We start from the raw sequence: 26439 nt of genomic DNA on the forward strand, positions 1-26439 counted from the left end.
AACCGCGATGATCGTCCGTCGGGTGGTCGTTCGTTCGGTGGGGATCGCCCGTCCTCCGGTGGCGGTTACAACCGTGATGACCGTGGGCCGCGTCGTGATGACCGTCCGTCTGGTGGTGGCTTCCGTCGTGATGAGCGTCCGTCGGGTGGTTTCAACCGTGACGATCGTCCGTCGGGTGGTCGTTCGTTCGGTGGCGACCGTCCCTCTGGCGGTGGTTTCAACCGTGATGACCGTGGGCCGCGTCGTGACGACCGTCCGTCCGGTGGCCGCTCGTTCGGTGGCGACCGCCCCTCTGGTGGCGGTTACAACCGCGATGATCGTCCGTCGGGTGGTCGTTCGTTCGGTGGGGATCGCCCGTCCTCCGGTGGCGGTTACAACCGTGATGACCGTGGGCCGCGTCGCGACGACCGTCCCTCCGGTGGTTTCAACCGTGATGACCGTGGGCCGCGCCGCGATGACCGTCCCTCTGGTGGTGGCTTCCGTCGTGATGACCGTCCGTCGGGTGGTTTCAACCGCGACGATCGTCCGTCGGGTGGTCGTTCGTTCGGTGGCGAGCGCCCCTCCGGTGGTGGCTTCAACCGTGACGACCGTGGCGCTCGCTCCTTCGGTGGCGACCGTCCGTCCTCCGGTGGTTTCAACCGTGATGACCGTGGGCCGCGCCGTGACGACCGCCCGTCCGGCGGTGGCTTCCGCCGCGATGAGCGTCCGTCTTCCGGTGGTGGTTTCAACCGCGATGACCGTGGGCCGCGCCGCGATGACCGTCCCTCTGGCGGTGGCTTCCGCCGGGACGACCGGCCGTCGTCCGGTGGTGGGCGTTCGTACGAGAGCCGTGGTGGGCGCTTCGAGGGGCAGCGGGACGACCGTCGGGACTACGACGACCGTCGTGGGAACTTCGAGCCCGTCCAGCGTCTGCCGATCCCGGAGGATGTCACCGGCTTCGAGATCGACGCCGATGTCCGCCAGGACCTCAAGAGCCTGCCGAAGACGCTTGCCGACGATGTCGCGCGCAACCTGGTGATGGTGGCCCGGACGCTCGACACCGACTCGGAGGAGGCGTACAAGTACTCCCGCGTCGCGCTGCGGCTGGCGTCGCGTGTCGCGTCCGTCCGTGAGGCGGCCGGCTTCGCGTCGTACGTGACGCAGCGGTACGCCGAGGCGCTGACCGAGTTCCGGGCGGCTCGCCGGATGACCGGTCGGGCCGACCTGTGGCCGGTGATGGCGGACTGCGAGCGTGGTCTCGGCCGTCCGGAGCGGGCGCTGGCGATGGCCGGTGAGCCTGAGGTGAAGCAGCTGGACAAGGCCGGCCAGGTCGAGATGCGGCTGGTCGCGTCGGGTGCACGCGGTGACATGGGCCAGTTCGAGGCCGCTGTCGTCACGCTGCAGAGCCCGGAGCTGGGTTCCAGCGCGATCCACCCGTGGACCGCTCGCCTGCGCTACGCCTACGCCGAGGCGCTGATCGCGGCCGGCCGGGGCGAGGAGGCCCGCGACTGGTTCGCGAAGGCGGCGGAGGCCGACACCGAGGGTGCGACCAACGCTTCCGAGCGGCTCGCCGAGATCGACGGTCTGGAGTTCGTGGACGCGCTCGACCCCGAGCAGGACGAGGACGAAGAGGGCGAGGAGCGTGGCGGGCGCGGCGAGTCCGCCCCGGCGCGCAAGATCGCTGTGGACGACACCGGTGAGAACCGGGAGATCTTCGAGGACGAGGAAGACGTCGAGGAGTACTACGACGAGGACGACCTGGAGATCGACGACGAGCACGACTCGCGCGACCAGGGCAAGCGTCCCGAGAACGACCAGCGCTGAGCCCGTCGTGAGCTAGCCGCTGAGTAAGGCCTGAGGCCCTGTCCGTACGCGATCCGCGTGCGGGCAGGGCCTCAGCCGTTTCCGACGCCGTTTCCGGGTCCGGAGCCAGGGGCCCGGGTCAGCTCAGTTCGAGGTTGCGCAGAACGAGCCCGGTGGCGGGTTTGGGGCCGAAGGAGGTGGACTTCCGGGGCATCGTCACGCCCTGTTCGGCGAGCCGCCGGACCACGCTCTCCCGGACCGGGTTCAGCAGCACCGCCGTGCCGCCGCTGCGGCGGGCCTCGCGTTCGGCCGAGGCGGCGGCGTGCAGATAGCCGATGTCGTCCGGACCGTCCGGGACCTGCCAGGTGTGGTCGAGCAGGGTGGCGTGCAGGACGGTGGCGTCCAGCCGCCGCCACTCCTCCGGCTTGCCGGTCGGCACCGTCGCCTCGAGCAGGGCTTCGTCCGGCTCGGTGAGCAGCCAGAACACGCCGTCCCCGCCGGTCAGCAGGAAGGAGTTGCCGCCGTGCCGCTTGGCCTCGACGAGGGCCTGCAGGGCGGTGTCCAGCGGGCCCGGGACCTCCTTGACCTGCCACTGGTCGGCGATCGCGGCCAGCGCCTCGGCGATCGGCAGTCGGTACAGCACCCGGTGGATGGCCCGGACCCGCAGCGGGTAGCGGGCGGTGTCGACCAGCAGGACCAGGCCCCGGTCCCACGGGCTGCGCGGGAGGTGGCGGTGTTCGCGCTGGAGGCGCAGGTACATCTCCCAGCGGTGGTGCCCGTCCGCGATCAGGGCCCGGCAGGTGGCCAGGTCGCGGGTGACCTCCGCCAGTTCGGCCGGGTCGGTGACCGCCCACAGCCGGTGGTGGGTGCCGTCGCTGGTGGTCGTGGTGAGCAGCGGCTCGCGCAGCACCGCGCGTTCGATGACGTCGGCCGCGCCGCCGTGGCCCCGGTAGGTGAGCAGCAGAGGCTCGAGGTTGGCCCTGGTGGTCCGCATCAGGCCCACCCGGTCGGCGACCGGTCGCGGCATCACGTCCTCGTGCGGCAGCACCACGCCGGCCTCCCGGCCGCTGACGGCCAGCGCGCCGATCAGCCCGCGCTGGAGCAGCTCGCCGCCAGGGGAGTCCGGGTGGGTGCGCTGCTCGTACACGTACAACGCGGGCTCGGGGTCGGCGGCGAGGACGCCCTCGCGCTGCCACTCCTTGAGCAGCCGCGCGGCGTGCCGGTAGCGGGTGTCGCGGTCGGGCCGGTCGCCGCTGTCGTCGGGTTCGGGCCTGGGGAGGATCAGCCGGACGATGTTGTGCGGGTCCGCCGTCTCCAGGTCGAGCCGGCGATTGGGGTCGACCACGTCGTACGGGGGCGAGGTCACCGCCGCCAGGGTGCCGACCCGGTCGGGGACGTACCGCAGGCCGCGGAAGGGGGACAGGGACAGCCCTGCGGTGGCGACGTGCCCGGGGTCTCCGGGGCCGCCCGCCGGAGCCTCTGCTCCGGTATCTGCACTGGGTGCACTCATTCTGGGCATCGTAATCGGGTATGCGTTGTTCGGAGATCAAAAGGGTCAAGGGTGTCGGTGAGCGGTACCGGAAGCGGTACTGGAAGCGAGGTACGACATGAGCGAGGATCAGGGGCGCGTGGAGGGCGGCGTCGGCGGAGCGGGGCGGCCGGACGGTGCCGGCGTGCCGGAGGGGGATGTCTACGACTGGTTCCGGCGGGGTGCCCGGTTGCTGGAGCAGGGGAACCCGGCTGCCGCTGAGCAGTTGTTGCGGCGGGCGGCCGAGGTTGAGCCGCAGTCGCGGAGCATCCGGGAGACGCTGGCGCGGGCGCAGTTCGACGCGAGGCTGTACGCGGCGGCGCTGGAGAACTTCCGGGCGGTGGCGCTGGCCGATCCGTCCGACGACTACGCTCAGTTCGGGTGGGGTGTCTCGGCTGCCCGGCTGGGCGACTTCGAAACCTCCGCCGAGCACCTGGCCCTGGCGGTGGCGATGCGGCCCGAGGCCGAGCACTACCGGGCCGCGCTGCGGCAGACCAGGGCGACGCTGGCGGCCCGCGCCGGGGCGTACGGGCCGTTGCTGCCCGGTGCGCCCGGTTACCGGGAGTCCTCGGACGCCCAGGACGGCGCGCAGTAGGCCCGAGACGGATCAAATGACGAGGTGGAGTGCGCGATGACGGACCAGGCCAGCGGGCAGAACCGGACCGTACCCGGGGGCTGTGACCGCCCGCTGACCGAGGCGTACGACACCGCGCTGCTCGATCTCGACGGGGTGGTGTACGCCGGGCCGGACGCGATCGTGCACGCCGTGGACTCGCTGGCCGCCGCGCGGGAGACCGGGATGCGGCTGGCGTACGTCACCAACAACGCCTCGCGTCCGCCCCGCGTGGTGGCGGAGCACCTGACCGAGCTGGGCGTGCCCGCCGAGGCCGCCGACGTGATCAACTCCGCGCAGGCGGCGGCCCGGCTGGTCGCCGACAAGGTGCCGACCGGGTCGAAGGTGCTGGTGGTCGGTGGGGCCGGGCTGGTCGAGGCGTTGGCCGAGCGCGGGCTGGTCGCGGTGCGTTCGCTGGACGAGGAGCCGGTCGCGGTGGTGCAGGGCTACGACCCGTCGGTCGGCTGGCAGCACCTCGCCGAAGCCTCGTACGCAGTGGCGCGCGGGCTGCCCTGGGTGGCCTCGAACACCGATATGACCGTGCCGACCGCGCGTGGGATCGCGCCCGGGAACGGCACACTGGTGGCCGCCGTACGGACGGCGACCGGCGTCGAGCCCGAGGTCGCGGGCAAGCCGCTGCCGCCGATGCACCGGGAGACCGTGCTCCGGACCGGCGCGAAGCGTCCGCTGGTGGTCGGGGACCGCTTGGACACGGACATCGAGGGCGCCTACAACGGCGGTGTGGACAGCCTGCTGGTCTTCACCGGCGTCACCACGCCCGCGCTGCTGCTCACCGCGCCCGTCCAGCACCGGCCCACCTACCTGGCGGCGGACCTGCGCGGGCTGCTGCTCCCGCAGCCCGCCGTCGAGTCGCTGGGCGAGGGGCGGTACGGCTGCGGCGGGTACGTCGCGTCGGTGGACGGTGGCGGGGAGCTGCGGCTGGACGGCGCGGGGGAGGACCCGTACGACGGGCTGCGGGCGCTGTGCGGGGCTGCCTGGGCGGCGGCGGTGACCCCTGACGGGCGCAAGGCGCTCGCTGAACTGGGGCTTTAGTTCTTACCGGGGTGCGGGGAGCGGTGGGCGCGAGGCTCTACGTGGGTGCTTGGTCGGGCGCGCAGTTCCCCTCGCCCCTGTCTGTGGCCGACCGGTTGCCCAGCTGCTGGTCAGAGGAGGGTGCGGAGGCGGAGGAGGTCGCGGAAGCCGGCTTCCAGTTTGACCCGGCCGGTGGCCCAGGCCGAGGCGAAGTTGAGCTTGCCGTCGACCAGGGCGACCAGGTCGTCGCTGGCCATGGTGAGCCGGATCTCCGCCTTGGCGGCCGGTGGGCCCGGGGTCTGGACGACGTCGGTGATCCGGCCGTCCTGGAGGCGGCCGGTGAACGTCAGGTCCAGGTCGGTGATCCGGCAGGTCAGCGAGCGGTCGAGGGCGGCGGCCTTGCGGACGTCGCCCTCGGAGCCGGCCAGGTTCCTGCTGAGCTGCTCCAGTGCTTCGCGGCACTGCTCGGTGCTGGCCATGGGTCCTGGTCCCTCCCGTCCGGTCCGGTTCGCTGCCACGCTATCCCAGAGCCCGCCCCCCGATTGCCCGGGGATCCGGGCACCGGGAGGGCCGGAAAGGGTAGCGTCGTGGCGGGCGCCCGGTATGTCCGGGCAGGCCCGGAGACGGTGCGAGGCGTTGAGGAGGCACTCGAATGCTGCGGGATGCGGTGCGGGGTGTGACGGTACTGGCCGTCGAGCTCGCGGAGGAGACCGGGAAGCGGGTCGTCGGTACGGCGGCCGGGCTGCTGGAGCGCAGCGGTGTCGATGTGGCGGCGATCGAGCGGACGGTGGCCGAGCAGTTCCCGCCCTCGGTGCGGTCACTACAGATGCTGGCGGGCGAAGCCGTGACGGTCGGCCGGGCCGGGCTCGACCTCGCGGTCGGCACGGCCCGCGCGGAGGCGGAGAAGATCTTCGAGCTGGTCGGCGACCAGGTGGTGAAGGTCGGCGTCGTACTGGGCTACCTGGAGAGCAGGCTCCGGGAGGTCGAGGAGGAGCACCCCGCGCCCGCCGCCAAGCCGGAGGCGCGGGCGGGTGACCTGTTCGGGGTCGGCTGGGAGGCCGAGGCCGAGAGCGAAATCGCAGCGGAGGAGGCCGAGGAGGCGGCGCCGCCGGAGCCTGTTGCCGAGGAGCCGGTGCCCGTGCCGGAGCCCACGAAGAAGGCCGCGCCGGTGAAGAAGAAGGCGGCTGCCAAGAAGGTGGCGGTGAAGAAGCCGGCCGCGAAGAAGGCCGCGCCGCGCAAGAAGACCGCCCCCGACGCCGATGTCTGAGTTCGCGGCCGTTCCGGCGCCCACCGGACATCCCGGCGTCGACGCCGCGCTGGGTCGGCTGGACGGTCTGGACGGGGTGGAGACCGGCGCGCACGTCGCCGTGTACGAAGATGTACACCAGCGGCTCGCGGACACCCTTGCCGCGCTCGATCAGCATGATCAGCAGTAGTGACAGCAGCAGGAGCTGAAGTAGCAGTGGCAGTGGCACGACGCCGACTCGACGCGGAGCTGGTCCGCCGCAACCTGGCCCGTTCGCGTGAGCACGCGAGCGAGCTGATCGCGGCCGGCCGGGTGACGGTCGGCGGCACCACCGCGACCAAGCCCGCGACCCAGGTGGAGACCTCGGCCGCCGTGGTGGTGGCCAAGGACGACAACGACCCCGACTACGTCTCGCGCGGCGGGCACAAGCTCGCCGGTGCGTTCGCGGCCTTCGTCCCGCAGGGGCTGGTCGTCGAGGGGCGGCGGGCGCTGGACGCCGGCGCCTCCACGGGCGGGTTCACGGACGTGCTGCTGCGGGCGGGCACCGCGCACGTGCTGGCGGTGGACGTCGGTTACGGGCAGCTCGCCTGGTCGCTGCAGAGCGACGAGCGGGTGACCGTGATGGACCGGACCAACGTCCGCGAACTGACGTTGGAGCAGATCGGCGGGGTGCCCGTCGACCTGGTGGTGGGCGATCTGTCGTTCATCTCGCTCGGCCTGGTGCTGCCCGCCCTCGCGGGCTGCTGCGCCGAGGACGCCGACCTGGTGATGATGGTCAAGCCGCAGTTCGAGATCGGCAAGGAGCGGCTCGGCAGCGGCGGAGTGGTGCGCAGCCCGGAGCTGCGGGCCGAGATGGTCCGGCGGGTCGCCGACCAGGCGTGGGCGCTCGGGCTGGGCGTCCAGGCTGTCACGGCGAGCCCGCTGCCGGGCCCGTCCGGGAACGTCGAGTACTTCCTGTGGCTGCGCCGGGGAGCCCCGCAGCTGGACCCGGCCGAGGCGGACCGGGCTGTCGCCGAGGGCCCCCGATAGGGTACTCAGCAGACGTCCGACCGCCAGGGGCAGGCGTAGGGAGAGGGCAGCGGCATGAGCGAGGAACGTACGGTCTTCCTGGTTGCGCACACCGGCCGGGAGGCGGCCCTGCGCAGTGTCGAAGGGCTGGTGCACGGCCTGCTCAAGGCGGGGATCAGGATCAGACTGCTCGCGGCCGAGGCGGTCGGGCTCGACCTGCCGGACGGGGTCGAGCGGGTGGCCGGCGGGCACGGCGCGGCGGACGGCTGCGAACTGATCCTGGTCGCCGGCGGGGACGGGACGCTGCTGCGCGGCGCCGAGCTGGCCCGCGAGTCCGGGCTGCCGATGCTGGGGATCAACCTGGGCCGGGTGGGCTTCCTGGCGGAGGCCGAGCGGGACGATCTGGCGGTGGTGGTCGAGCGGGTGGTCAAGGCCGACTACGAGATCGAGGACCGGATGACCCTCGACGTGCTGGTGCGCACCAACGGCGATGTGATCCACGAGGACTGGGCGCTGAACGAGGCGTCGATCGAGAAGGCCTCGCGCGAGCGGATGCTCGAGGTGGTGACCGAGGTGGACGGTCGTCCGGTCTCCAACTTCGGCTGTGACGGGGTGGTCTGCGCGACGCCGACCGGTTCGACCGCGTACGCGTTCTCGGGTGGTGGGCCGGTGGTGTGGCCGGAGGTCGAGGCGTTGCTGATGGTGCCGATCAGCGCGCACGCGCTGTTCGCCCGGCCGCTGGTGACCTCGCCCGACTCGGTGCTCGCGGTGGAGGTGCAGCCGAAGACCCCGCACGGGGTGCTCTGGTGCGACGGCCGCCGTTCGGTCGAACTCCCTGCCGGAGCGCGGGTGGAGGTCCGTCGCGGGCGTACCCCCGTCCGGCTCGCGCGGCTGCACCGGGCGCCGTTCACGGACCGGCTGGTGGCGAAGTTCGCGCTGCCGGTGACGGGATGGCGTGGGCGTGGGGGTACCTGCTGACGCAGCCTTTTTTGAGGGGAGCGGGGAACTGCGCGAGGGCGGAAGGGGGCAGACCGTTGCCTTCCGTTTCGCGCAGTTCCCCGCGCCCCCTGTCTGTGGCTGGCCGATCCTGTTAGACGGCCAGGGGCGGGTGTTCGTCGGTGGTGGGCCAGCGGCCGGTGGCGGCGAGGGCGGCGGCTGTGGCGAGGCGGGTGACTGCGGCGGGGGCGGCGGGGGCCGGGACGGTGAGGGGGATGCGGAGGTAGTTCTCGAACGCGCCGTCCACCCCGAAGCGGGAACCGGCCGCGATCCGTACGCCGATCCGGTCGCCGGCCTGGGCGAGGGCGGTGCCGGAGAGTCCGTCGGTGGCGATCCACAGGCAGAGGCCGCCGGGTGGGAACGCGAAGTGCCAGTGCGGGAGTTGCGCGCGCAGCGCCGCTGCCAGCGCCTCGGCGCTGGAGCGCAGCCGTTGGTGCTGGTGGGCGCGGACCTCGGCGAAGTGTTCGGTGAGCAGGGCGGCGGCGATCAGCTGGTCCAGCACCGGCGTGCCGACGTCGGTGTACACCCGGTCGGTGGCCAACTGCCGTACCAGGCTCGGGTTCGCGCGCAGCCAGCCGATTCGCAGGCCGCCCCAGAGGGTCTTGCTCGCCGAGCCGACGGTGATCACCTGGGCGGCGCGGTCCAGGGCGGCCGTCGGGCGGGGTAGCTCCTCGGGCCGTACGCCCCAGCCGAGTTCGGCGATCGTCTCGTCCACCACGACGGTCGTCCCGGCGGCGCGGGCGGCGGCGAGCAGCTCGCGGCGCTGTCCCTCGTCTATCAGGGCGCCGGTCGGGTTCTGGAAGTCGGGGATGACGAAGGCGGCCCGGGGTGCGGCGCCGCGCAGCACGCGTTGCCACTCGGGGAGGTCCCAGCGCGGCAGTTCGCCGGGGCCGCCGGGCCAGGCGTGCGGCACGGCCACCAGGCGGGCGCCGCCGCGCCGCAGTGACTGCAGGGTGTGCGCGTAGCTGGGTGCCTCGACCGCGACCCGGCCGCCGCGCCCGACCAGTGCGTGCCGGGCGAGGTGCAGGGCGCCCATCGCGCCGGTGGTGACCAGGATCTGGTCGGGCGTGGTCGGCAGCCTGCGTTCGGTGTACCGCTGCGCGATCGCCTCCCGCAGCACGGGGACGCCGGTGGGGAAGTGGCCGTGCCCGGCGGCGTACGCGGGCAGTTGCTCGATCGCCTGGGCGGCGGCCTCGCCGAGGTACGGCTGCGGGGCGGGCAGTGCGGCTACGCCGAGGTCGAGCACGGTCTCGCGCTCGTCCGGCGGCACGGGGTGCAGCGCGTCGCTGGGTGGCCGGCTGCCGTCGGGGAGGGTGGTCCAGCTGCCGGAGCCCCGGCGGCTGCGGAGGTAGCCCTCTGCCCTGAGCGTCTCGTACGCGGCGGCGACGGTCGTCCGGCTGAGCGACAGTGCCTGGGCGAGTTCCCGCTCGGCGGGCAGCCGGGCCCCGACGGGCAGCCGTCCCTCCGAGACCAACGTGCGGACCTGGCCCGCGAGCGTGCGGTACGCGGGCCGGTGGCCGACGGGCTCGGGGAGGTGTGCGGCGCGCAGCAGGCGGGCCAGCGCGGTCGGGGTGACGGTGCTCTGCCACTCGGTCATCTGGGCCACCCCGTCATCTTGATCAGTCCACCTGAGCGAGATTGGACCTGGTTCCGGCCCGATTGGACTGCTCATCATGGCACTGCGGCCACCAAGGCCGCCAGACACCACGCACCGCACCGCACCGCAAGGAGCCTTGATGGCCGCCACCACCATGACCGCCCCCACCCCCTGGAGCCTCGACCGGCTCGGGCGGCGCCTCCCGCAGCTGCTGCTCGGCCTCTGGCTCTACGGTGCCAGCTCGGCGCTGATGGTCCGGGCCGGGCTCGGGGTCAACCCGTGGACGGTCTTCCACCAGGGCATGCAGCGTCACCTCGGCCTCAGCATGGGTGCCTGGACGACCATCACCGGCGCCGCCGTCCTGCTGCTCTGGATCCCGCTGCGGCAGCGGCCCGGCCTCGGCACCATCGGCAACGTGCTGATCCTGGGCGTCGCGATGGACCTCACCCTCGGCGTGGTCACCGCCCCGGGCTCGTGGGCCGGCCGGATCGCCCTGCTGCTGCTCGGCGTCGTGCTCAACGGCTTGGCCACCGGCCTCTACATCGGCGCCCGGCTGGGCCCCGGGCCGCGCGACGGCCTGATGACCGGCCTGCACCTGCGGACCGGCCGCTCGCTGCGGCTGATGCGGGTCGGCGTCGAGCTCACCGTGCTGGCCGTCGGCATTCTGCTCGGCGGCATGGTGGGTGTCGGGACGGTCGTCTACGCGCTCGCGATCGGGCCGCTTGCACAGTTCTTCCTCAGGTTGTGCATGGTCCCCGAGCAGGCCCGGAAGGGATGAACTTGTCCCCTCAGCACCTCGGCTCGTCGCGCGAGGGGGGTGGAACCTCGTAAGGTCGTCTCCGTGCTGGACGAGATGCGGATACGGGATCTTGGCGTCATCGATGACGCAGTGGTCGAACTGGCACCGGGTTTTACAGCGGTGACGGGCGAGACCGGTGCGGGTAAGACCATGGTGGTGACCAGCCTCGGCCTACTGCTCGGCGGCCGGGCCGACCCCGGGCTCGTGCGCCGTGGGGCGGACCGGGCGGTGGTCGAGGGCCGGATCGGGCTGCCCCCGGGCTCCCCGGCGGCGGCCCGGGCGCTGGAGGCGGGCGCCGAGCTGGACGACGGCGCGCTGCTGATCAGCCGGACGGTCTCCGCCGAGGGCCGCTCACGCGCCCACGTCGGCGGCCGGGCCGTGCCCGTCGGGCTGCTCGCCGAACTCGGCGAGGACCTGATCGCCGTGCACGGCCAGACCGACCAGCAGCGCCTGCTGCGCCCCTCCCGCCAGCGCGGCGCGCTGGACCGTTACGCGGGCGAGGCCGTCGCCGAGCCGCTGAAGCGCTACCGCGAGGTCTACCGCCGGCTGCGCGAGGTCTCCACGACCCTGGAGGAGCTGACCACCAGGGCCCGCGAGCGTGCCCAGGAGGCCGATCTGCTCCGCTTCGGGCTGGACGAGGTCGCCGCCGCCGAGCCGGTCGTGGGCGAGGACACCGAGCTCTCCGCCGAGGCCGAGCGCCTCGGCCACGCCGACGCCCTCTCCTCCGCCGCCACCCAGGCGCACGCCGCCCTCGCGGGCGACCCGACCGAACCGGACTCGGTGGACGCGGGCACCCTGCTGGCCCAGGCCCGCCGCGCCCTGGACGGCGTGCGCGGCCACGACGAGCGCCTCGCCGCCCTCGCCGACCGTCTCAACGAGGTCGGCTACCTGCTCACCGACGTCGCCCAGGACCTCGCGGGCTACGCCGACGACCTGGACGCCGACCCCGCACGCCTGGCGGCCGTCGAGGACCGCCGGGCCGTCCTGGCCCAGCTGCTGCGCAAGTACGGCGGCCCGGCCCACACCCAAGGACAGGGCACTCTTGCCGAGGTGCTGGCCTGGGCCGAGGCGAGCGCTCTGCGGCTCTCCGAACTCGACGGCGACGACGAGCGGATCGACGAGCTCGGGGCCCAGGAGACCGCGCTGCGCGCCGAGTTGGCCGAGCTGGCCGCCGAGGTGTCGGCGGCCAGGCACGCGGCCGCCGGACGGTTCGCCGAGGCCGTCTCCGCCGAACTCGCCGAACTGGCCATGCCGCACGCCCGGGTGACCTTCGCCCTCAGCTGGGTCGACGACCTGGCGGGCATCGAACTCGACGGGCGGACGGTCGCCTACGGAGCACACGGAGTCGACGAGGTCGAGGTGCTGCTCGCCCCGCACCCCGGCGCCGCGCCGAGGCCGATCGCCAAGGGCGCCTCGGGCGGTGAACTCTCCCGGGTGATGCTGGCCGTCGAGGTGGTCTTCGCCGGTGCCGACCCGGTGCCGACCTACCTCTTCGACGAGGTGGACGCCGGGGTCGGCGGCAAGGCGGCGGTCGAGATCGGCCGTCGGCTGGCCAAGTTGGCGGAGACCGCGCAGGTGGTCGTGGTGACGCACCTGCCGCAGGTCGCGGCCTTCGCCGACCGGCATCTCGTGGTCGAGAAGACCAGCGACGGCACGGTGACCCGCAGCGGCGTCAAGGTGCTGAACGACGAGGAGCGGGTCCGCGAACTCTCCCGGATGCTGGCCGGCCTGGAGGACTCCGAGCTCGGCCGCGCGCACGCGGAGGAGCTGCTCGCAGCGGCGCGCATGCCGCGCGGGCGCTGACGTCCGGGCGAATGTGCGGCGCCGTACCTTCCGGTTTCGCGCACGCGGTAAATCAACAGAGCCCCGCGCCCCTGGAGAGTGCGTCGACTGTCCAAGAGGCTGTCCGACCTGGCATGGTGGCGGCTGGGCACTGGCACCCCAGGCCGTGAGTTCGTGATCGAGTCGGAGCGAGACGAAGTGGACCATTCCGTCAACCGGGCCACCGCGGCCGTCCCCGAGCCGGGGCAGCTGCACGTGGTGTTCGTCCTGGCCGCCAGCACCGGCGGCATCGGCGCGCATGTGCGCTCCCTCGCCGAGGGCCTGGTGGCACACGGCGTCGGAGTGACGGTCTGCGCCCCTGCCGGGACGGACTCGCTGTTCGGTTTCTCCCGTACGGGCGCGCGCTTCCACCTGGTCGACATCACCCCGACGGCGGGCGCCCGCAGCGACGCGGCGGCCATCGGCGAGCTGCGGCGCGCTTTCACCGGCGCGGACGTCGTGCATGCGCACGGCCTGCGGGCCGGGCTGCTCTCCGACCTGGCGCTGCGCACCGCCGGGCGCTTCCCCGGCCTGCGGCCCGAAACCCCGCTGGTGGTGACCTCGCACCACGCGATGCTGGCCACCGGCATGGAGCGCCGCCTCCAGCGGCTGATGGAGCGCCGGGTCGCCCGAGCGGCCGACCTGGTGCTCGGCGCCTCCTCGGACCTGGTCGCCCGGGCCCGCGAACTGGGCGCCTCCGACGCCCGGCTCGGCCCGGTCGCCGCACCGCCGATGCCGCCCGGCGAGCTGGGCCGCGAGGCGGCCCGCGCGCGGCTGCTGGGCGACCGGCCGGACCGGCCCGTGGTGCTGGCGATCGGCCGGCTGGTCCAGCAGAAGTCCTTCGGCCTGCTGCTGGACGCGGCTCGCGACCTGGGGGACTCGGATCCCGTGGTGCTGATCGCGGGCGAGGGCCCCGAACGGGCCGGGCTGGGCGAGCGGATCGCCACCGAGCGGCTGCCGGTACGGCTGCTGGGCTACCGCACCGACGTCCCCGACCTGCTCGCCGCCGCCGACGTGGTGGTGGTCAGCAGCCGTTGGGAGGCCCGCTCACTGGTCGTCCAGGAGGCGATGCGGGCGGGCGTCCCGGTGGTCTCCACGGCCGTCGGCGGCGTGCCCGAGCTGGTCGGCGAAGCGGCGGTGCTGGTGCCGTACGGCGACGCGGCCGCGCTCGCCGCAGCGGTGCGGGGGCTGCTCGCGGACCCTTCGCGCGGCGCGGCACTGGCGGCGGCGGGGCGTCTGCAGGCGCAGACCTGGCCGGACGAGGCGGCGACTGTGGCGCAGGTGCTCAGTACGTACGACGAGCTGGTGCAGCGCGCCTAGGCGGCGCGCCCCTCCCGGGGGCACGAGGGGCTGCGCGAGGCGGGAAGGTGCGGCACCGTTGCTCCCGATTTCGCGCAGTTCCCCGCGCCCCTGAAAACCGCGCAGTTCCCCGCGCCCCTGAAAAACTCCCGTCAGACGGTCGCCTGGGCGGAGAGGTAGGCGCCTGCGCAGGCGGTGAGGCGTAGGGCGGTGTCGATCAGGGGGACGTGGCTGAACGCCTGGGGGAAGTTGCCGACCTGGCGCTTGGCGCGCGGGTCCCACTCCTCGGCGAGCAGGCCGACGTCGTTGCGGAGCGAGAGCAGCTTGTCGAAGAGCTCGCGGGCCTCCTGGACCCGTCCGATCATGGCCAGGTCGTCCGCGAGCCAGAACGAGCAGGCCAGGAAGGCGCCTTCGTGCCCGGACAGCCCGTCGACGTTCTCCCCGTGCTCGTCGTGGGTCGGGTAGCGCAGTACGAAGCCGTCCTCGGTGGACAGTTCGCGCTGGATCGCCTCGATCGTGCCGATCACCCGTTTGTCGTCCGGCGGCAGGAAGCCGACCTGCGGGATCAGCAGCAGTGAGGCGTCCAGCTCCTGGCCGCCGTAGTACTGGGTGAAGGTGTTCCGCTCGGCGTCGTAGCCCTTCTCGCAGACGTCCCGGTGGATGGTGTCGCGGAGTTCCTTCCAGCGCTCCAGCGGGCCGTCCGTCGGGGACTGCTCGATCAGCTTGATGGTGCGGTCGACCGCGACCCAGGCCATCACCTTGGAGTGCACGAAGTGGCGGCGCGGGCCGCGCACCTCCCAGATGCCCTCGTCCGGCTCCGTCCAGTGCTGCTCCAGGTAGCTGATCAGCTTGAGCTGGAGGTGGTGGGCGTGGTCGTTGCGGGTCAGCCCGGTCATGTGGGCCAGGTGCAGCGCCTCGACCACCTCGCCGTAGACGTCCAGTTGGAGTTGCCCGGCGGCGCCGTTGCCGACCCGGACGGGCTGGGAGCCCTCGTAGCCGGGCAGCCAGTCGAGTTCGGACTCGGTGAGTTCGCGCTCGCCCGCGATTCCGTACATGATCTGCAGGTTCTCCGGGTCGCCGGCGACGGCTCGCAGCAGCCACTCGCGCCAGGCGCGGGCCTCGTCGCGGTAGCCGGTGCGCAGCAGCGAGGAGAGGGTGATCGCGGCGTCGCGGAGCCAGGTGTAGCGGTAGTCCCAGTTGCGTTCGCCGCCGATGTCCTCGGGCAGCGAGGTGGTCGGCGCGGCGACGATGCCGCCGGTCGGGGCGTAGGTGAGGCCCTTGAGGGTGATCAGCGAGCGGACCACGGCCTCCCGGTACGGGCCCTGGTAGGTGCACTGGCTGACCCAGTCGCGCCAGAACTGCATGGTCTCGATCAGCAGGTTCTCGGCGTCCGGCGCGCTCGGCGCGGGCAGGTGGGAGGCCTGCCAGGTGAGCGCGAAGGCGATCCGCTCGCCCTCGCCGACGGTGAAGTCCGCGTACGTGGTGAGGTGCTGCCCGTACGTCTCGGCCTCGCCGTCCAGCCAGACCGAGTCCGGCCCGGCGACGGCGCAGGTGCGGTGGCTGCCGTCGGCCTGCTCGACCCGGTGCACCCAGGGGACGACGCGGCCGTAGCTGAACCGCATCCGCAGCGCGGAGCGCATCCGGACCCGGCCGGAGAGGCCCTCGACGATCCGGATCATCTGCGGGACGGAGTCCCGTCCGGCGAGCGGGCGGGGCGGCATGAAGTCGATCACCCGGACGCTGCCGCCCTGGGAGTCCCACTCCTGCTCCAGGATCAGCGAGTCGCCCCGGTAGCGCCGCCGGTCGGCGGGCACGGCGGGGGCGGCGGCGGTGGGCGGGATGACGCGGATCTCACCCGAATCGGTGAACAGCGAGCGCGGCGGGCCGGCTGCGTCCGCGTCCGCCACCGGTTCGGCGGGGCCGATCCGCCAGAACCCGTGTTCGTCGGTGCCGAGCAGCCCGGCGAACACGGCCGGCGAGTCGAATCTGGGGAGGCAGAGCCAGTCCACCGCTCCGTCCCTGCTGACCAGGGCGGCGGTCTGCATGTCCCCGATGAGTGCGTAATCCTCGATACGGCCGGCCACGTGGGTCTCCAGTTCGCAAGATGTGCTCGGCGGCGCCCGACGGCGGGGAGAAGGCGGTCTGCGTGGCCGGATACCCAGGCAGGGCGCTTCACGGACTCCTGCGGGTGCGCATGGGGCTCGTGGGGCGTCCGGACGGGGTTCTGGTGGGCCCCTGGCCTGAACGGGTGAACTGGTACGGGAGATGTCCGGTCGCGCATCGGGGACCGAGAGGCGTCGTCCTGACCCCCTCGCCCTCCCGCGTGCTCTGCTTGTCGGCGATGCGTCCGTGCAGGATACGTCGGTGGAACGGGGTGAGGCACGTGAAGAGCGCCCCGTCGGGCCGCAGTCACACCAAAAGAATCCAAAGTGGTCCGTCTGGAGCATCCCGGATGAACCGTCCCGGCCATCCGGAGCTGATCCTTCCGAGCCCCCGTCCACCCCCCGACGGCACCCCATCGGCGTACCCGGGCAGCTGCTCCGGGTGTACCCCGGGACGGTCCCGAACGCGTTCGGCGCGGGTCGCTGATACCCTGGTATCCCGTGGACCGGTGGGCCAAGGAGCGCCTCAGGCCCCTCCACCAGCGTCACAATCGACACGCGACCCACGGGAGCCCCCTCTTGGCACAGCCCCATTCCGGCAAGGCATCGAACAGCCGCGCCGTGACGACCAAGCACCTCTTCGTCACCGGGGGTGTCGCCTCTTCGCTCGGCAAGGGCCTCACCGCCTCCAGCCTCGGCGCCCTGCTCAAGGCCCGTGGTCTGCGCGTGACGATGCAGAAGCTCGACCCGTACCTGAACGTGGACCCGGGCACCATGAACCCGTTCCAGCACGGTGAGGTCTTCGTCACCGACGACGGCGCGGAGACCGACCTGGACGTCGGCCACTACGAGCGGTTCCTCGACACCAACCTGCACGGCTCGGCGAACGTCACCACCGGCCAGGTGTACTCGACGGTCATCGCCAAGGAGCGGCGCGGCGAGTACCTGGGCGACACCGTCCAGGTCATCCCGCACATCACCAACGAGATCAAGTCCCGGATCCGCCGGATGGCGACCGACGACGTCGATGTCGTGATCACCGAGGTCGGCGGCACGGTCGGCGACATCGAGTCGCTGCCGTTCCTGGAGGCCGTCCGCCAGGTCCGCCACGAGGTCGGCCGGGACAACGTCTTCTTCGTGCACGTCTCCCTGCTGCCGTACATCGGCCCCTCGGGCGAGCTGAAGACCAAGCCGACCCAGCACTCGGTGGCCGCGCTGCGCAGCATCGGCATCCAGCCGGACGCCATCGTGCTGCGCGCCGACCGCGAGGTCCCGGCGGCCATCAAGCGCAAGATCTCGCTGATGTGCGACGTCGACGAGGAGGCAGTGGTCGCCGCGATCGACGCCAAGTCGATCTACGACATCCCCAAGGTGCTGCACGGCGAGGGCCTGGACGCGTACGTCGTCCGCCGCCTGGACCTGCCGTTCCGCGACGTCGACTGGACCACCTGGGACGACCTGCTGCGCCGCGTCCACGAGCCGCAGCACATCGTCAAGGTCGCGCTGGTCGGCAAGTACATCGACCTCCCCGACGCGTACCTGTCGGTGACCGAGGCGCTGCGGGCCGGCGGTTTCGCCAACAACGCGCGCGTCGAGATCAAGTGGGTCACCTCGGACGACTGCACCACGCCCGAGGGCGCGCAGGAGCACCTCGGCGACGTGGACGCGATCTGCATCCCCGGTGGCTTCGGTGACCGTGGCGTGGACGGCAAGGTCGCCGCGATCACCTACGCCCGGGAGAACAAGGTCCCGCTGCTCGGCCTGTGCCTCGGCCTGCAGTGCGTGGTCATCGAGGCCGCCCGCAACCTCGCGGGTCTGCCCGAGGCGAACTCCACCGAGTTCGACTCGGCGGCCAAGTACCCCGTCATCTCCACCATGGCCGAGCAGCTGGCGATCGTGGACGGCAAGGGCGACCTGGGCGGCACCATGCGGCTCGGCCTCTACCCGGCGAAGCTGGCGGAAGGCTCGATCGTCCGTGAGGTCTACGGCGGCGAGCAGTACGTCGAGGAGCGCCACCGCCACCGCTACGAGGTCAACAACGCGTACCGCGCGGACCTGGAGAAGACCGGCCTGCAGTTCTCCGGCCTGTCCCCGAAGGGCGACCTGGTCGAGTACGTCGAGTACCCGCGCGAGGTGCACCCCTACCTGGTCGCCACCCAGGCGCACCCGGAGCTGAAGTCCCGTCCGACCCGTCCGCACCCGCTGTTCGCGGGTCTGGTCGCGGCGGCGATCACGCTTCAAAAGGGTCCCAACAAGGTCGCTGAATAGCAGCTGGTAGGGCCTGAACATTCCTGAACGGCGGTCGCGCGATCATGCGCGGCCGCCGTTCGGCATATGTTTGGGCCCATGGACAAGGGGAGTGCGATGACGGACATTCAGCAGATCAGGGACGCGGCCGAGGAGTGGCGGGTGGTCTCCAGCGAGACGCCGTTCCAGGGCCGGGTGACGGGCGTGCGGACGGACCAGGTCGAGATGCCGGACGGCTCGATCGCCCGCCGGGACTACCAGATCCACCCCGGGTCGGTCAGCATCCTCGCGCTGGACGACCAGCAGCGGGTGCTGATCGTCCGTCAGTACCGGCACCCCGTCCGCCAGCGGCTCTGGGAGCTGCCCGCCGGCCTGCTGGACGTACCCGGGGAAAACCCGCTGCACGCCGCCCAGCGCGAGCTGTACGAGGAGGCGCACTGCAAGGCGGGGGAGTGGAAGGTCCTGGTCGACTTCTACACCTCGCCCGGCGGCACCGACGAGGCCCTGCGGCTCTTCCTCGCCACCGACCTCGCCGAGGCGGAGGGCGACCGCTACGCCGCGCACGGCGAGGAGCTGGAGATCGAGATCGCCCGGGTGCCGCTGGCGGAGCTGGTCGCCCTGGTGTTGGCCGGTGAGCTGCACAACCCGACCCTGATCACCGGCACGCTGGCCCTGCACGCGGCGCTCACCGGTGCGGGGATCGACGCGTTGCGTCCTGCGGACTCGGCTTGGCCTGCGCGGCCGTTTGCGGGGGCGCGGTAACCACGGCGGTGCGGGGGCTGGGCAGGGCGGTGGGTGCGGCGCCGTGACTTCCGGTTTCGCGCAGTTCCCCGCGCCCCTGGGTTGACCGATCCTGATTGGTGCGCCCAGGGGGGTGATTTGCCGGTTGGTAGTACCAGTGTCGCCCCCGGTCGCGTCGTAGGTTCGAACTACGCTTCGCAGGCGGGGTGGCTGGGCTCAGCGACTGGTCGGGAGTGACGCAGGTGGCGAGGAAGACCGCGACGATGGACGTACGGCCCGCCGACTGCGGAGTGCTCGATCGGTTGCCGGAGGGGCCTGCGGTCTGGGTCGGCCGTACGCGTGAGCTGGCCGCGCTCGCGGCGGCTGCCGCCCGGCCGACGCGGGGGCGCTGCCCGGTCCTGGTGCTGGCGGGGCGTCCCGGGTCGGGGCGGACCTCGCTCGCCGTCCGTTATGCCCGGTCGGTGGCGGAGGAGTACCCGGACGGGGTGCTGTTCGCCCGGCTCTCCGCGCCCGACGGCGGCCGGGTGCCGCCCGGGCAGGTGGCCCGGGGGCTGCTGGAGCAGTTGGGGGTCGAGCCCGGGGACGCTCTGCTGCCGGACGGTGCGGAGCCCGTCTGTGCCGCTCTGCGCGCGGCACTGGTGGCGAAGCGGGTGCTGCTGCTGCTCGACGACGTCCGTGACGCGGGCCAGCTCTCGCCACTGCTGCCCGACGCGCCCGGCTGTCTGGTGCTCGCCACCACGGCCGGCCCGCTGACCGGCATCGAGGACATCGACCCCGTCATCCTCGGCGGGCTCGGCCTGACCACCTCCGCCGAGCTGCTCAGCGGCCTGGTCGGGGGCACCAGGATCAGCTGCGACCCGGTGGGGGCGGCAGACCTCGCCGAGGCGTGTGGGGCGGGCCCGGCCGCGCTGCGGCTGATGGCGGGCTGGCTGCGCGGCAACGCGAAGGCGGCCGTGACGGACGCCGCCCGTGAACTCGGCGCGGTGGCACGGCCCGGCGGGCCCGCCGAACCGGTGGCGGCTGCGGGACCGAAGGGCGGTGCGCGGCGGCCCAAGGGGGCGCGTACCGAGCCCGAGCCGAAGAAGTCCACGCCGGAGGCCGTATCTGAGGCCGAGAACGAGAACGCGCCCGAGTCCGGGCCCGTTCCGGTGCCCGACACCGATCCGCTGAGTGGTGCGTTCCTGCTGCTCTACCGTTCGCTGCCCGCCGCGCAGGCCCGGATGCTGCGGACGCTCACCCTCGCCCCCGCCCAGCTCGCCGACGCGCGGACGGCCTCCGCGCTGGTCGGCTGCCCCGCCCCCGAGGCCGCCGACCTGCTGCGGCAGCTCGCCGGGCGCGAGCTGCTGGACGAGGAGCCGCCCGCCGCCGACGGCACGCTCCGGTACCGGGTGCCCGGGCGGCTGTACGCCCGGCTGGTCCAGCTGCGGGAGAGCACCGACCGGCCGGCCGAGGTGCAGTTGGCCCGGGCGCGGCTGCTGGAGCGGCTGGTCCGGCTGGTCGACTCCGCCCGCGCGCTGCTCGACCCCGCGCACGGTCCGGTGACGGACCCGCTGCCCGGCGTGCTGCGGCTGCGCAGTGCCGCCCAGGCCAGGCAGTGGCTGCTCGACGAGCGTGAGCTGCTGCTGTGTGCGGTCGGGGACGCGATCGGCCCGGCGGATCTGGACGGTTCGGCCGGGCGCCTGGTCACCGCGCTGCTCCGGGCGTTGCCGCTCACCGGAGCCGCTGCGTCGACGGACCTCTACCGGCTGCACCACTTCGTCCTGAAGGTCGCCGAGCGCGGTGACACCCCCAGACGGGTGACAGCCGCGCTGCTCAATCTCGGTGATCTCCAGGCCGCGTCCGGCCGGTGGCCGCAGGCCGTGGAGCGCTACCGGGCGGCCCTGGCGAGTGCCCGGGACAGCTCGGACGAGCCCGCCTGCGCCCGGGCGCTGGAGGGCGTCGCCGAGTGCCACCGGGCGCTCGGCGACCCGGTTCGGGCCGCCGACTGGTACGGCAGGGCGCTCGCGCTCCGGCAGGGCCTGGGCGACTCCCCGGCCGAGGCCCGGCTGCTGGCCCGCACCGCTGAGGCGCACGCGGCGCAGCGCCGGTTCGACGAGGCCGAGCGCGAGTACCGGGCCGCGCTGGCGCTGCTGCGGCGGCTCGACGACGAGCACGGCCGGGTGGCGGTCACCGCCGCCGTGGCCCGACTGCGGGAACAGGTCGGGGCGGAGCGGGTAGCGGGTGAGCGCGATCGGGTGACTTCGGAGTAATGTCCGAGATGCCCGTTTACCAGGGGTTTAGAGGCTTAAGGCCAGCGCAAGCCTACGAACCTGCCAATGTGGCGAGCTGATTTATTCACTTTGGAAGGCTGACGGATCGGCTGGGCTTCATTACACTCGGACTTAGTCGCGCAGCGAACTGTGCCCCGGCGCCTCCGGGGTCTCCCCCACGTGCGCGCCGCCCGCCGGTCTTCCCCGGCCGGGACCCCAGGCAAAAGGGACGAGTTCAGTCATGAAGGTCGGCATCCCCCGCGAGGTCAAGAACCACGAGTACCGCGTGGCCATCACGCCCGCCGGCGTGCATGAGCTGGTCCGCAACGGACACTCTGTCTTCATCGAGGACAACGCCGGTGTCGGCTCCTCGATCCCCAACGAGGAGTACGTGGCCGCCGGTGCCACCATCCTCCCCACCGCCGACGAGGTCTGGGCCACCGCCGACCTGCTGCTGAAGGTCAAGGAGCCGATCGCGCAGGAGTACGGCCGCCTGCGCAAGGGCCAGACCCTCTTCACCTACCTGCACCTGGCGGCCGACCGCGCCGGCACCGACGCGCTGCTCGCGTCCGGCACCACCGCGATCGCGTACGAGACCGTGCAGCTCGCCAACGGCGCCCTGCCGCTGCTCGCCCCGATGTCCGAGGTCGCGGGCCGGCTGGCCCCGCAGGTCGGCTCGTACCACCTGATGCGTCCGGCCGGCGGCCGTGGCACCCTCCCCGGCGGCGTGCCCGGCACCCACCCGGCGAAGTGCGTCGTCATCGGCGGCGGCGTCTCCGGCTGGCACGCGGCCACCATCGCGATCGGCATGGGCTACGACGTGACCCTGCTGGACCGCGACATCAACAAGCTCCGCGAGGCCGACCGGATCTTCGGCAACAAGATCAAGGCGATCGCCTCCAACGCCTACGAGCTCGAGAACGCGGTGCTCCAGGCCGACCTGGTCATCGGCGCGGTGCTGATCCCGGGCGCCAAGGCCCCGAAGCTCGTCACCAACGAGCTGGTCTCCCGGATGAAGCCGGGCTCCGTGCTCGTCGACATCGCGATCGACCAGGGCGGCTGCTTCGAGGACTCCCGTGCGACCACGCACGCCGAGCCGACCTTCATGGTCCACAACTCGGTCTTCTACTGCGTGGCGAACATGCCGGGCGCCGTCCCGAACACCTCCACCTACGCGCTGACCAACGCGACGATGCCGTACATCGTCGAGCTGGCCAACCGTGGCTGGAAGGACGCGCTGCGCCGGGACGCCGCGCTGGCCAAGGGCCTGAACGTGCACGAGGGCCAGATCACCTACGGCGCCGTCGCCGAGGCCTTCGGCCTGGAGTCCGTCTCCCTTGACAGCGTGCTCGCCTGACGGCTGATCAGCCGGGACCACAGGTCTCGCCGCCCCCGGCCCGCTCCTCGCGGGCCGGGGGCTTCGGCATGGCCGCAGGCGGGTGGGTCACTCGTCCGCAGGCGGGTGGTGACTCGCCCGTGGACGGGTGGGTGACCCATCCTCGGGTGGGCGGGTGGCCTGCTGGTGGCGTCGAGATGTCAATTAATGTGCATCACGTCACCCGCCCGGTACGGTGACCGTCCCCGATGGCGGGTTTCGGGGGCTCGGTCGCGGTAGAAACGTTAGGGTCAATGGGGTGCCCATCCCTTGACAGTGACCGGGCTGATAGCCGACACATCCTGCCGACTACCGTGGATTGTGTTGCTGCGGAAGGCAAGGACGGCCTAGAGTCGCAAACCGTCGGCATGCTGCCACGCTGACGAATCGACATAGAGTCCTGGATGCCCAAGGAGGTAAGACGACTTGTGAATGAGTCGACATTTGCTCCCGGGGGTGGTCAGCCAGGACTGGCGGAGCACGCCGCCGGAAAGCCGAACGAGGAGCACGCGGCCCGTCAGGCCACGGTGGGCTCGGTAGAGGTCGGCTCGGTCGCGGTCCGTACCTTCGAGGCTCGCCAGAACGCCGCCCCCAGCACGACCGCCACCGCCTACGACGCGGACCTGCCGTCACACGGTCTGGCCTACGGCGACTTCGCGTACGGCTCGATCGACGACCCGGACGCCGAGTACGAACCAGATCCGGAGTATGCCGCGACCCTGGCCCCTGACGCAGCCCGTCAGCGACGTGAGCGCGTCGGCCCGACCGGCCGCGCGCTGCCCTACTTCCCGATCCCCGCGCCGCTGGCCGAACACGGTCCCGCGCAGATCATCGCGATGTGCAACCAGAAGGGCGGCGTCGGCAAGACCACGTCGACCATCAACCTGGGCGCCGCGCTCGCCGAGTACGGCCGTCGGGTACTGCTCGTCGACTTCGACCCGCAGGGCGCGCTCTCGGTCGGCCTCGGGGTCAACCCGATGGAGCTGGACGTCACCGTCTACAACCTGCTCATGGAGCGGGGCCTGACGGCCGATGAGGTGCTGCTGAAGACGGCCGTGCCGGGGATGGACCTGCTGCCCTCCAACATCGACCTGTCGGCCGCCGAGGTGCAGCTCGTCAGCGAGGTGGCCCGGGAGTCGGCGCTGGCCCGGGCGTTGAAGCCGCTGCTGCCGGACTACGACTTCGTCATCATCGACTGCCAGCCCTCGCTGGGCCTGCTGACGGTCAATGCCCTGACGGCGGCTCACAGCGTCATCGTCCCGCTGGAGTGCGAGTTCTTCGCGCTGCGCGGGGTCGCGCTGCTCACCGAGACCATCGAGAAGGTCTGCGAGCGGCTCAACCCCGACCTGCGGCTCGACGGCATCCTGGCGACCATGTACGACTCGCGCACGGTGCACAGTCGCGAGGTGCTGGCCCGGGTGGTCGAGGCCTTCGGTGAGCACGTCTTCCACACCGTCATCGGACGGACCGTCCGCTTCCCGGAGACCACCGTCGCCGGCGAGCCGATCACCACGTACGCGACCAACTCGGTCGGTGCCGCCGCCTACCGTCAGCTCGCCAGGGAGGTGCTCGACCGGTGCCGCCCCGCCGAGTGAGTCTCCCGGGGGCCGACGAGCTGTTCCGGACCACTGGCGGGATGGCGCTGTCGCCGTCCCTCGCGCGTTCGGCCGAGGCGCCCAGACCGGAGACCGCCCGGGGGCCCGAGCAGGCCCGTCCGGTGGACCCGGCCCGGGCGGCCGAGCCCGGCAGCGGCACGGACCGGGCCCAGCCCGAGGCCCCCGTAGCCCCGGGCGCCCACGGGGTGCCGGCCGCCCGCGCCGAGCACGGCGGGGCCGACGAGCAGCAGGGCGAGGCGGCGGCCCGGCGGCCCCGCGCCCGGGGCCGGGCGCCCCGCCGCCCCAGCGGGCGCGAGCGGCACGACGAGAAGATCACCGTCTACGTCTCCGCCGAGGAACTGATGGACCTGGAGCACGCCCGCCTGGTCCTGCGCGGCGAGCACGGGCTCGCCGTGGACCGGGGCCGGATCGTCCGGGAGGCGATCGCCGTCGTGCTGGCGGACCTGGAGCAGCGCGGCGAGGCCAGCATCCTGGTACGGCGGCTGCGGGGGCGCTGAGGCGCTCCGCCAGACTAGGTAGGCAGCCGGGCAACCGAAAGCGCGCGAGGGTGCGGGCCTGTTGTCTTCCGGTTTCGCGCAGTTCCCCGCGCCCCTGGCTGCGGCTGGCGCTGGTGGGCCTGGTTCTGGCGTGTCGCGGGTCGGGGGCGCGTCGTGCACGTCCGGTGCGCGAAGATGGACCGTCATGCCGAGCACTCGGGAATCCCCAGCGACCGCCACCGCAGCCGAGCGCGGTGCCTTCCAGGTGCGGCTGGACAACTTCGAGGGCCCGTTCGACCTGCTGCTCGGCCTGATCGCCAAGCACAAGCTGGACGTCACCGAGGTCGCGCTCGCCAGGGTCACCGACGAGTTCATCGCCCACATCCGGGCGATGGGCCCGGACTGGGACCTCGACGCCGCCACCGAGTTCCTGGTGGTCGCCGCCACCCTGCTCGACCTCAAGGCGGCCCGGCTGCTGCCCGCCGCCGAGGTCGAGGACGAGGCGGACCTCGCGCTGCTGGAGGCCCGGGACCTGCTCTTCGCCCGCCTGCTGCAGTACCGGGCGTACAAGCGGGCGGCGGCCGTACTGGCCGACCGCTGGGCCGCCGAGCTGCTGCGCAGCCCCCGGACGGTCGGCCTGGAGCCGCACCACGCCGCGCTGCTGCCCGAGGTCGTGCTCGGCATCGGGCCCGAGGGGCTGGCCCGGCTCGCGGCCCGGGCGATGACCCCCAGGCCGAAGCCGCTGGTCTACGTCGACCACATCCACGCCCCGGCGGTGAGCGTGCGCGAGCAGGCGGGCCTGGTGGCCGAGCTGCTCACCGCACTCGGTGAGGCCAGCTTCGCCCGGCTGGTCGCCGACACCGACGACCAGTTGGTGGTGGTCGCCCGCTTCCTGGCCCTGCTGGAGCTGTACCGGGAGCGGGCGCTCGCCTTCGAGCAGCCGGAGGCGCTCGGCGAACTGCTGGTGCGCTGGATCGCCGAGGAGGACCGCGCGATCGAGGTGACGGACGAGTTCGACCGGCCGGTGGCGCCGGTGGCGCCGCAGGCATCGGTGCCATCGGTGGCATCGGCGTCGGGGGAGCGTGAGCCGGCGTGAGCGAGCAGCAGAGGGCGCCCAGGCGCGCGCTGGGAGTCCCCGGGCACCCCAAGGCCAGCGAGTGGCTGGAGCCCGCGTACGAGCCCCTGGAGGCCCCGGACGGGCCGGTGGAGGCGGACCCCGAGCCCGGCGTGCCGCTGCGGGCGGCGTTGGAGGCGATCCTGCTGGTCGTCGACGGGCCTGCGGGCGAGGCGCACCTCGCCGCCGTCCTGGAGCGGCCGCGCGCCGAGGTCGCCGAGGCGCTGCGCGGACTGGCCGCCGAGTACACCGCCCAGGGCCGGGGCTTCGACCTGCGGCTGGTCGCCGGGGGCTGGCGCTTCTACACCCGGGCCGAGTGCGCGGAGGCCGTGGACCGCTTCGTCCTGGACGGCCGGCAGGCCCGTCTCACCCAGGCCGCACTGGAGACCCTGGCGGTCGTCGCGTACCGGCAGCCGGTGTCGCGCAGCAGGGTCTCAGCAGTACGTGGTGTGAACTGTGACGGCGTGATGCGTACCCTGGTACAGCGAGGGCTGGTGGAAGAGACCGGCTCCGAGCCCGAAACAGGTGCGATCCTGTATCGGACGACAAACTACTTCCTGGAACGGATGGGGCTGCGCGGCCTGGAGGAACTCCCAGAGCTGGCGCCCTTCCTGCCTGAGGTCGACGACGTGGAAGCGGAGTCCCTCGAGGGCACGATGATCGCGGATGCGGTCGCCGCCGCACGTGCGGCGGACGGCGGCGATGAGACCGGTCGGGTTCTGCCTGATCGGTAAGGGAGCGGTGAGGTCGGCCGGCACGACTTGCACTCCCCAGACGGAAACGACGTACGGACTTCTT

Annotated in this window: 23 protein-coding genes; 19 read left to right on the forward strand and 4 right to left on the reverse strand. The window is 72.7% G+C overall.

Annotation, left to right across the window (positions count from 1 at the left end):
* Nucleotides 1-1018 (forward strand): hypothetical protein (locus P3T29_RS25010; protein ID WP_348532864.1); only part of this gene is annotated, 1018 nt, incomplete at its 5' end.
* Nucleotides 910-1803 carry a tetratricopeptide repeat protein gene (locus tag P3T29_RS25015; protein ID WP_280718928.1) on the forward strand — a complete coding sequence of 298 codons (894 nt, stop codon included), beginning with the start codon at nt 910-912 and terminating at the stop codon, nt 1801-1803. The genes P3T29_RS25010 and P3T29_RS25015, both read left to right, overlap by 109 nt.
* Nucleotides 1804-1921: 118 nt before the next feature.
* Here the strand turns inward: P3T29_RS25015 and P3T29_RS25020 are convergent, their stop codons facing one another.
* Nucleotides 1922-3292, reverse strand: a complete 1371-nt coding sequence (locus P3T29_RS25020) for a DUF1015 domain-containing protein (protein WP_280718873.1) — start codon at nt 3290-3292, stop codon at nt 1922-1924.
* Nucleotides 3293-3389: 97 nt separating this feature from the next.
* Here P3T29_RS25020 and P3T29_RS25025 point away from each other — a divergent pair, with 97 nt between their 5' ends.
* On the forward strand, nt 3390-3905 hold the full coding sequence (locus tag P3T29_RS25025) for a tetratricopeptide repeat protein (RefSeq protein ID WP_280718874.1): 516 nt from the start codon (nt 3390-3392) through the stop codon (nt 3903-3905).
* 36 nt (nt 3906-3941) lie between these two features.
* Complete coding sequence (locus P3T29_RS25030; RefSeq protein WP_280718875.1) at nt 3942-4976, forward strand: HAD-IIA family hydrolase; 1035 nt, start codon at nt 3942-3944, stop codon at nt 4974-4976.
* Between the two features lie 110 nt (nt 4977-5086).
* On the opposite strand, the gene P3T29_RS25035 is transcribed toward P3T29_RS25030, so the two are convergent.
* Nucleotides 5087-5434, reverse strand: a complete 348-nt coding sequence (locus P3T29_RS25035; protein WP_280718876.1) for an SCP2 sterol-binding domain-containing protein — start codon at nt 5432-5434, stop codon at nt 5087-5089.
* A gap of 173 nt (nt 5435-5607) precedes the next feature.
* On the opposite strand from P3T29_RS25035, the gene P3T29_RS25040 reads away from it, so the two are divergent.
* From P3T29_RS25040 to P3T29_RS25055, 4 genes are read left to right on the forward strand one after another with little or no spacing between them, the layout of a single operon-like run.
* Nucleotides 5608-6222, forward strand: coding sequence for a hypothetical protein (locus P3T29_RS25040; protein WP_280718877.1), 615 nt, complete (start codon nt 5608-5610; stop codon nt 6220-6222).
* Nucleotides 6215-6391, forward strand: a complete 177-nt coding sequence (locus P3T29_RS25045; RefSeq protein ID WP_280718878.1) for a hypothetical protein — start codon at nt 6215-6217, stop codon at nt 6389-6391. Before P3T29_RS25040 ends, P3T29_RS25045 begins: the two co-directional genes overlap by 8 nt.
* Before the next feature lie 32 nt (nt 6392-6423).
* Nucleotides 6424-7230 carry a TlyA family RNA methyltransferase gene (locus tag P3T29_RS25050; protein ID WP_280718929.1) on the forward strand — a complete coding sequence of 269 codons (807 nt, stop codon included), beginning with the start codon at nt 6424-6426 and terminating at the stop codon, nt 7228-7230.
* A gap of 54 nt (nt 7231-7284) precedes the next feature.
* Nucleotides 7285-8187: an NAD kinase gene (locus P3T29_RS25055; RefSeq protein ID WP_280718879.1), complete on the forward strand. Its 903-nt coding sequence runs from the start codon at nt 7285-7287 to the stop codon at nt 8185-8187.
* A gap of 112 nt (nt 8188-8299) precedes the next feature.
* Here P3T29_RS25055 and P3T29_RS25060 read toward each other — a convergent pair whose 3' ends face one another.
* On the reverse strand, nt 8300-9802 hold the full coding sequence (locus tag P3T29_RS25060) for a PLP-dependent aminotransferase family protein (protein WP_280718880.1): 1503 nt from the start codon (nt 9800-9802) through the stop codon (nt 8300-8302).
* Nucleotides 9803-9941: 139 nt separating this feature from the next.
* Between P3T29_RS25060 and P3T29_RS25065 the strand changes: the two genes are divergently transcribed.
* The 3 genes from P3T29_RS25065 to P3T29_RS25075 all read left to right on the forward strand — a co-directional run bounded on the left by P3T29_RS25065 (nt 9942) and on the right by P3T29_RS25075 (nt 13742).
* Complete coding sequence (locus P3T29_RS25065; RefSeq protein ID WP_280718881.1) at nt 9942-10580, forward strand: hypothetical protein; 639 nt, start codon at nt 9942-9944, stop codon at nt 10578-10580.
* A 75-nt stretch (nt 10581-10655) separates the two neighbouring features.
* A complete protein-coding gene (gene recN, locus P3T29_RS25070) occupies nt 10656-12404 on the forward strand; it encodes a DNA repair protein RecN (RefSeq protein ID WP_280718930.1) in 1749 nt (582 codons plus the stop codon).
* 177 nt (nt 12405-12581) lie between these two features.
* Nucleotides 12582-13742 (forward strand): glycosyltransferase family 4 protein, encoded by a 1161-nt coding sequence (locus P3T29_RS25075; RefSeq protein WP_280718882.1) that lies wholly within the window; start codon nt 12582-12584, stop codon nt 13740-13742.
* Nucleotides 13743-13873: 131 nt separating this feature from the next.
* On the opposite strand, the gene P3T29_RS25080 is transcribed toward P3T29_RS25075, so the two are convergent.
* Nucleotides 13874-15805: a glycoside hydrolase family 15 protein gene (locus tag P3T29_RS25080; protein ID WP_280718883.1), complete on the reverse strand. Its 1932-nt coding sequence runs from the start codon at nt 15803-15805 to the stop codon at nt 13874-13876.
* 597 nt (nt 15806-16402) lie between these two features.
* Between P3T29_RS25080 and P3T29_RS25085 the strand changes: the two genes are divergently transcribed.
* From P3T29_RS25085 to scpB, 8 genes are all read left to right on the forward strand, one after another.
* Complete coding sequence (locus P3T29_RS25085; protein ID WP_280718884.1) at nt 16403-18091, forward strand: CTP synthase; 1689 nt, start codon at nt 16403-16405, stop codon at nt 18089-18091.
* A 96-nt stretch (nt 18092-18187) separates the two neighbouring features.
* Complete coding sequence (locus P3T29_RS25090) at nt 18188-18832, forward strand: NUDIX hydrolase (RefSeq protein WP_280718885.1); 645 nt, start codon at nt 18188-18190, stop codon at nt 18830-18832.
* 221 nt (nt 18833-19053) lie between these two features.
* Entirely contained in the window at nt 19054-21060 is a 2007-nt protein-coding gene (locus P3T29_RS25095; RefSeq protein ID WP_280718886.1) for a tetratricopeptide repeat protein, read from the forward strand.
* A gap of 241 nt (nt 21061-21301) precedes the next feature.
* On the forward strand, nt 21302-22417 hold the full coding sequence (gene ald, locus P3T29_RS25100; RefSeq protein ID WP_280718887.1) for an alanine dehydrogenase: 1116 nt from the start codon (nt 21302-21304) through the stop codon (nt 22415-22417).
* Between the two features lie 446 nt (nt 22418-22863).
* Nucleotides 22864-24030: a ParA family protein gene (locus P3T29_RS25105; protein ID WP_280718888.1), complete on the forward strand. Its 1167-nt coding sequence runs from the start codon at nt 22864-22866 to the stop codon at nt 24028-24030.
* Nucleotides 24027-24548: a hypothetical protein gene (locus P3T29_RS25110; RefSeq protein ID WP_280718889.1), complete on the forward strand. Its 522-nt coding sequence runs from the start codon at nt 24027-24029 to the stop codon at nt 24546-24548. The genes P3T29_RS25105 and P3T29_RS25110 overlap by 4 nt, the downstream gene beginning before the upstream one ends.
* A 184-nt stretch (nt 24549-24732) precedes the next feature.
* Nucleotides 24733-25623 (forward strand): segregation/condensation protein A, encoded by an 891-nt coding sequence (locus tag P3T29_RS25115; protein WP_280718890.1) that lies wholly within the window; start codon nt 24733-24735, stop codon nt 25621-25623.
* An 86-nt stretch (nt 25624-25709) separates the two neighbouring features.
* Entirely contained in the window at nt 25710-26375 is a 666-nt protein-coding gene (gene scpB, locus P3T29_RS25120; RefSeq protein WP_280718931.1) for an SMC-Scp complex subunit ScpB, read from the forward strand.
* Nucleotides 26376-26439: the final 64 nt, after the last annotated feature.

Origin of the sequence: Kitasatospora sp. MAP5-34, from assembly GCF_029894335.1 — a bacterium.
GTDB lineage: Bacteria > Actinomycetota > Actinomycetes > Streptomycetales > Streptomycetaceae > Kitasatospora.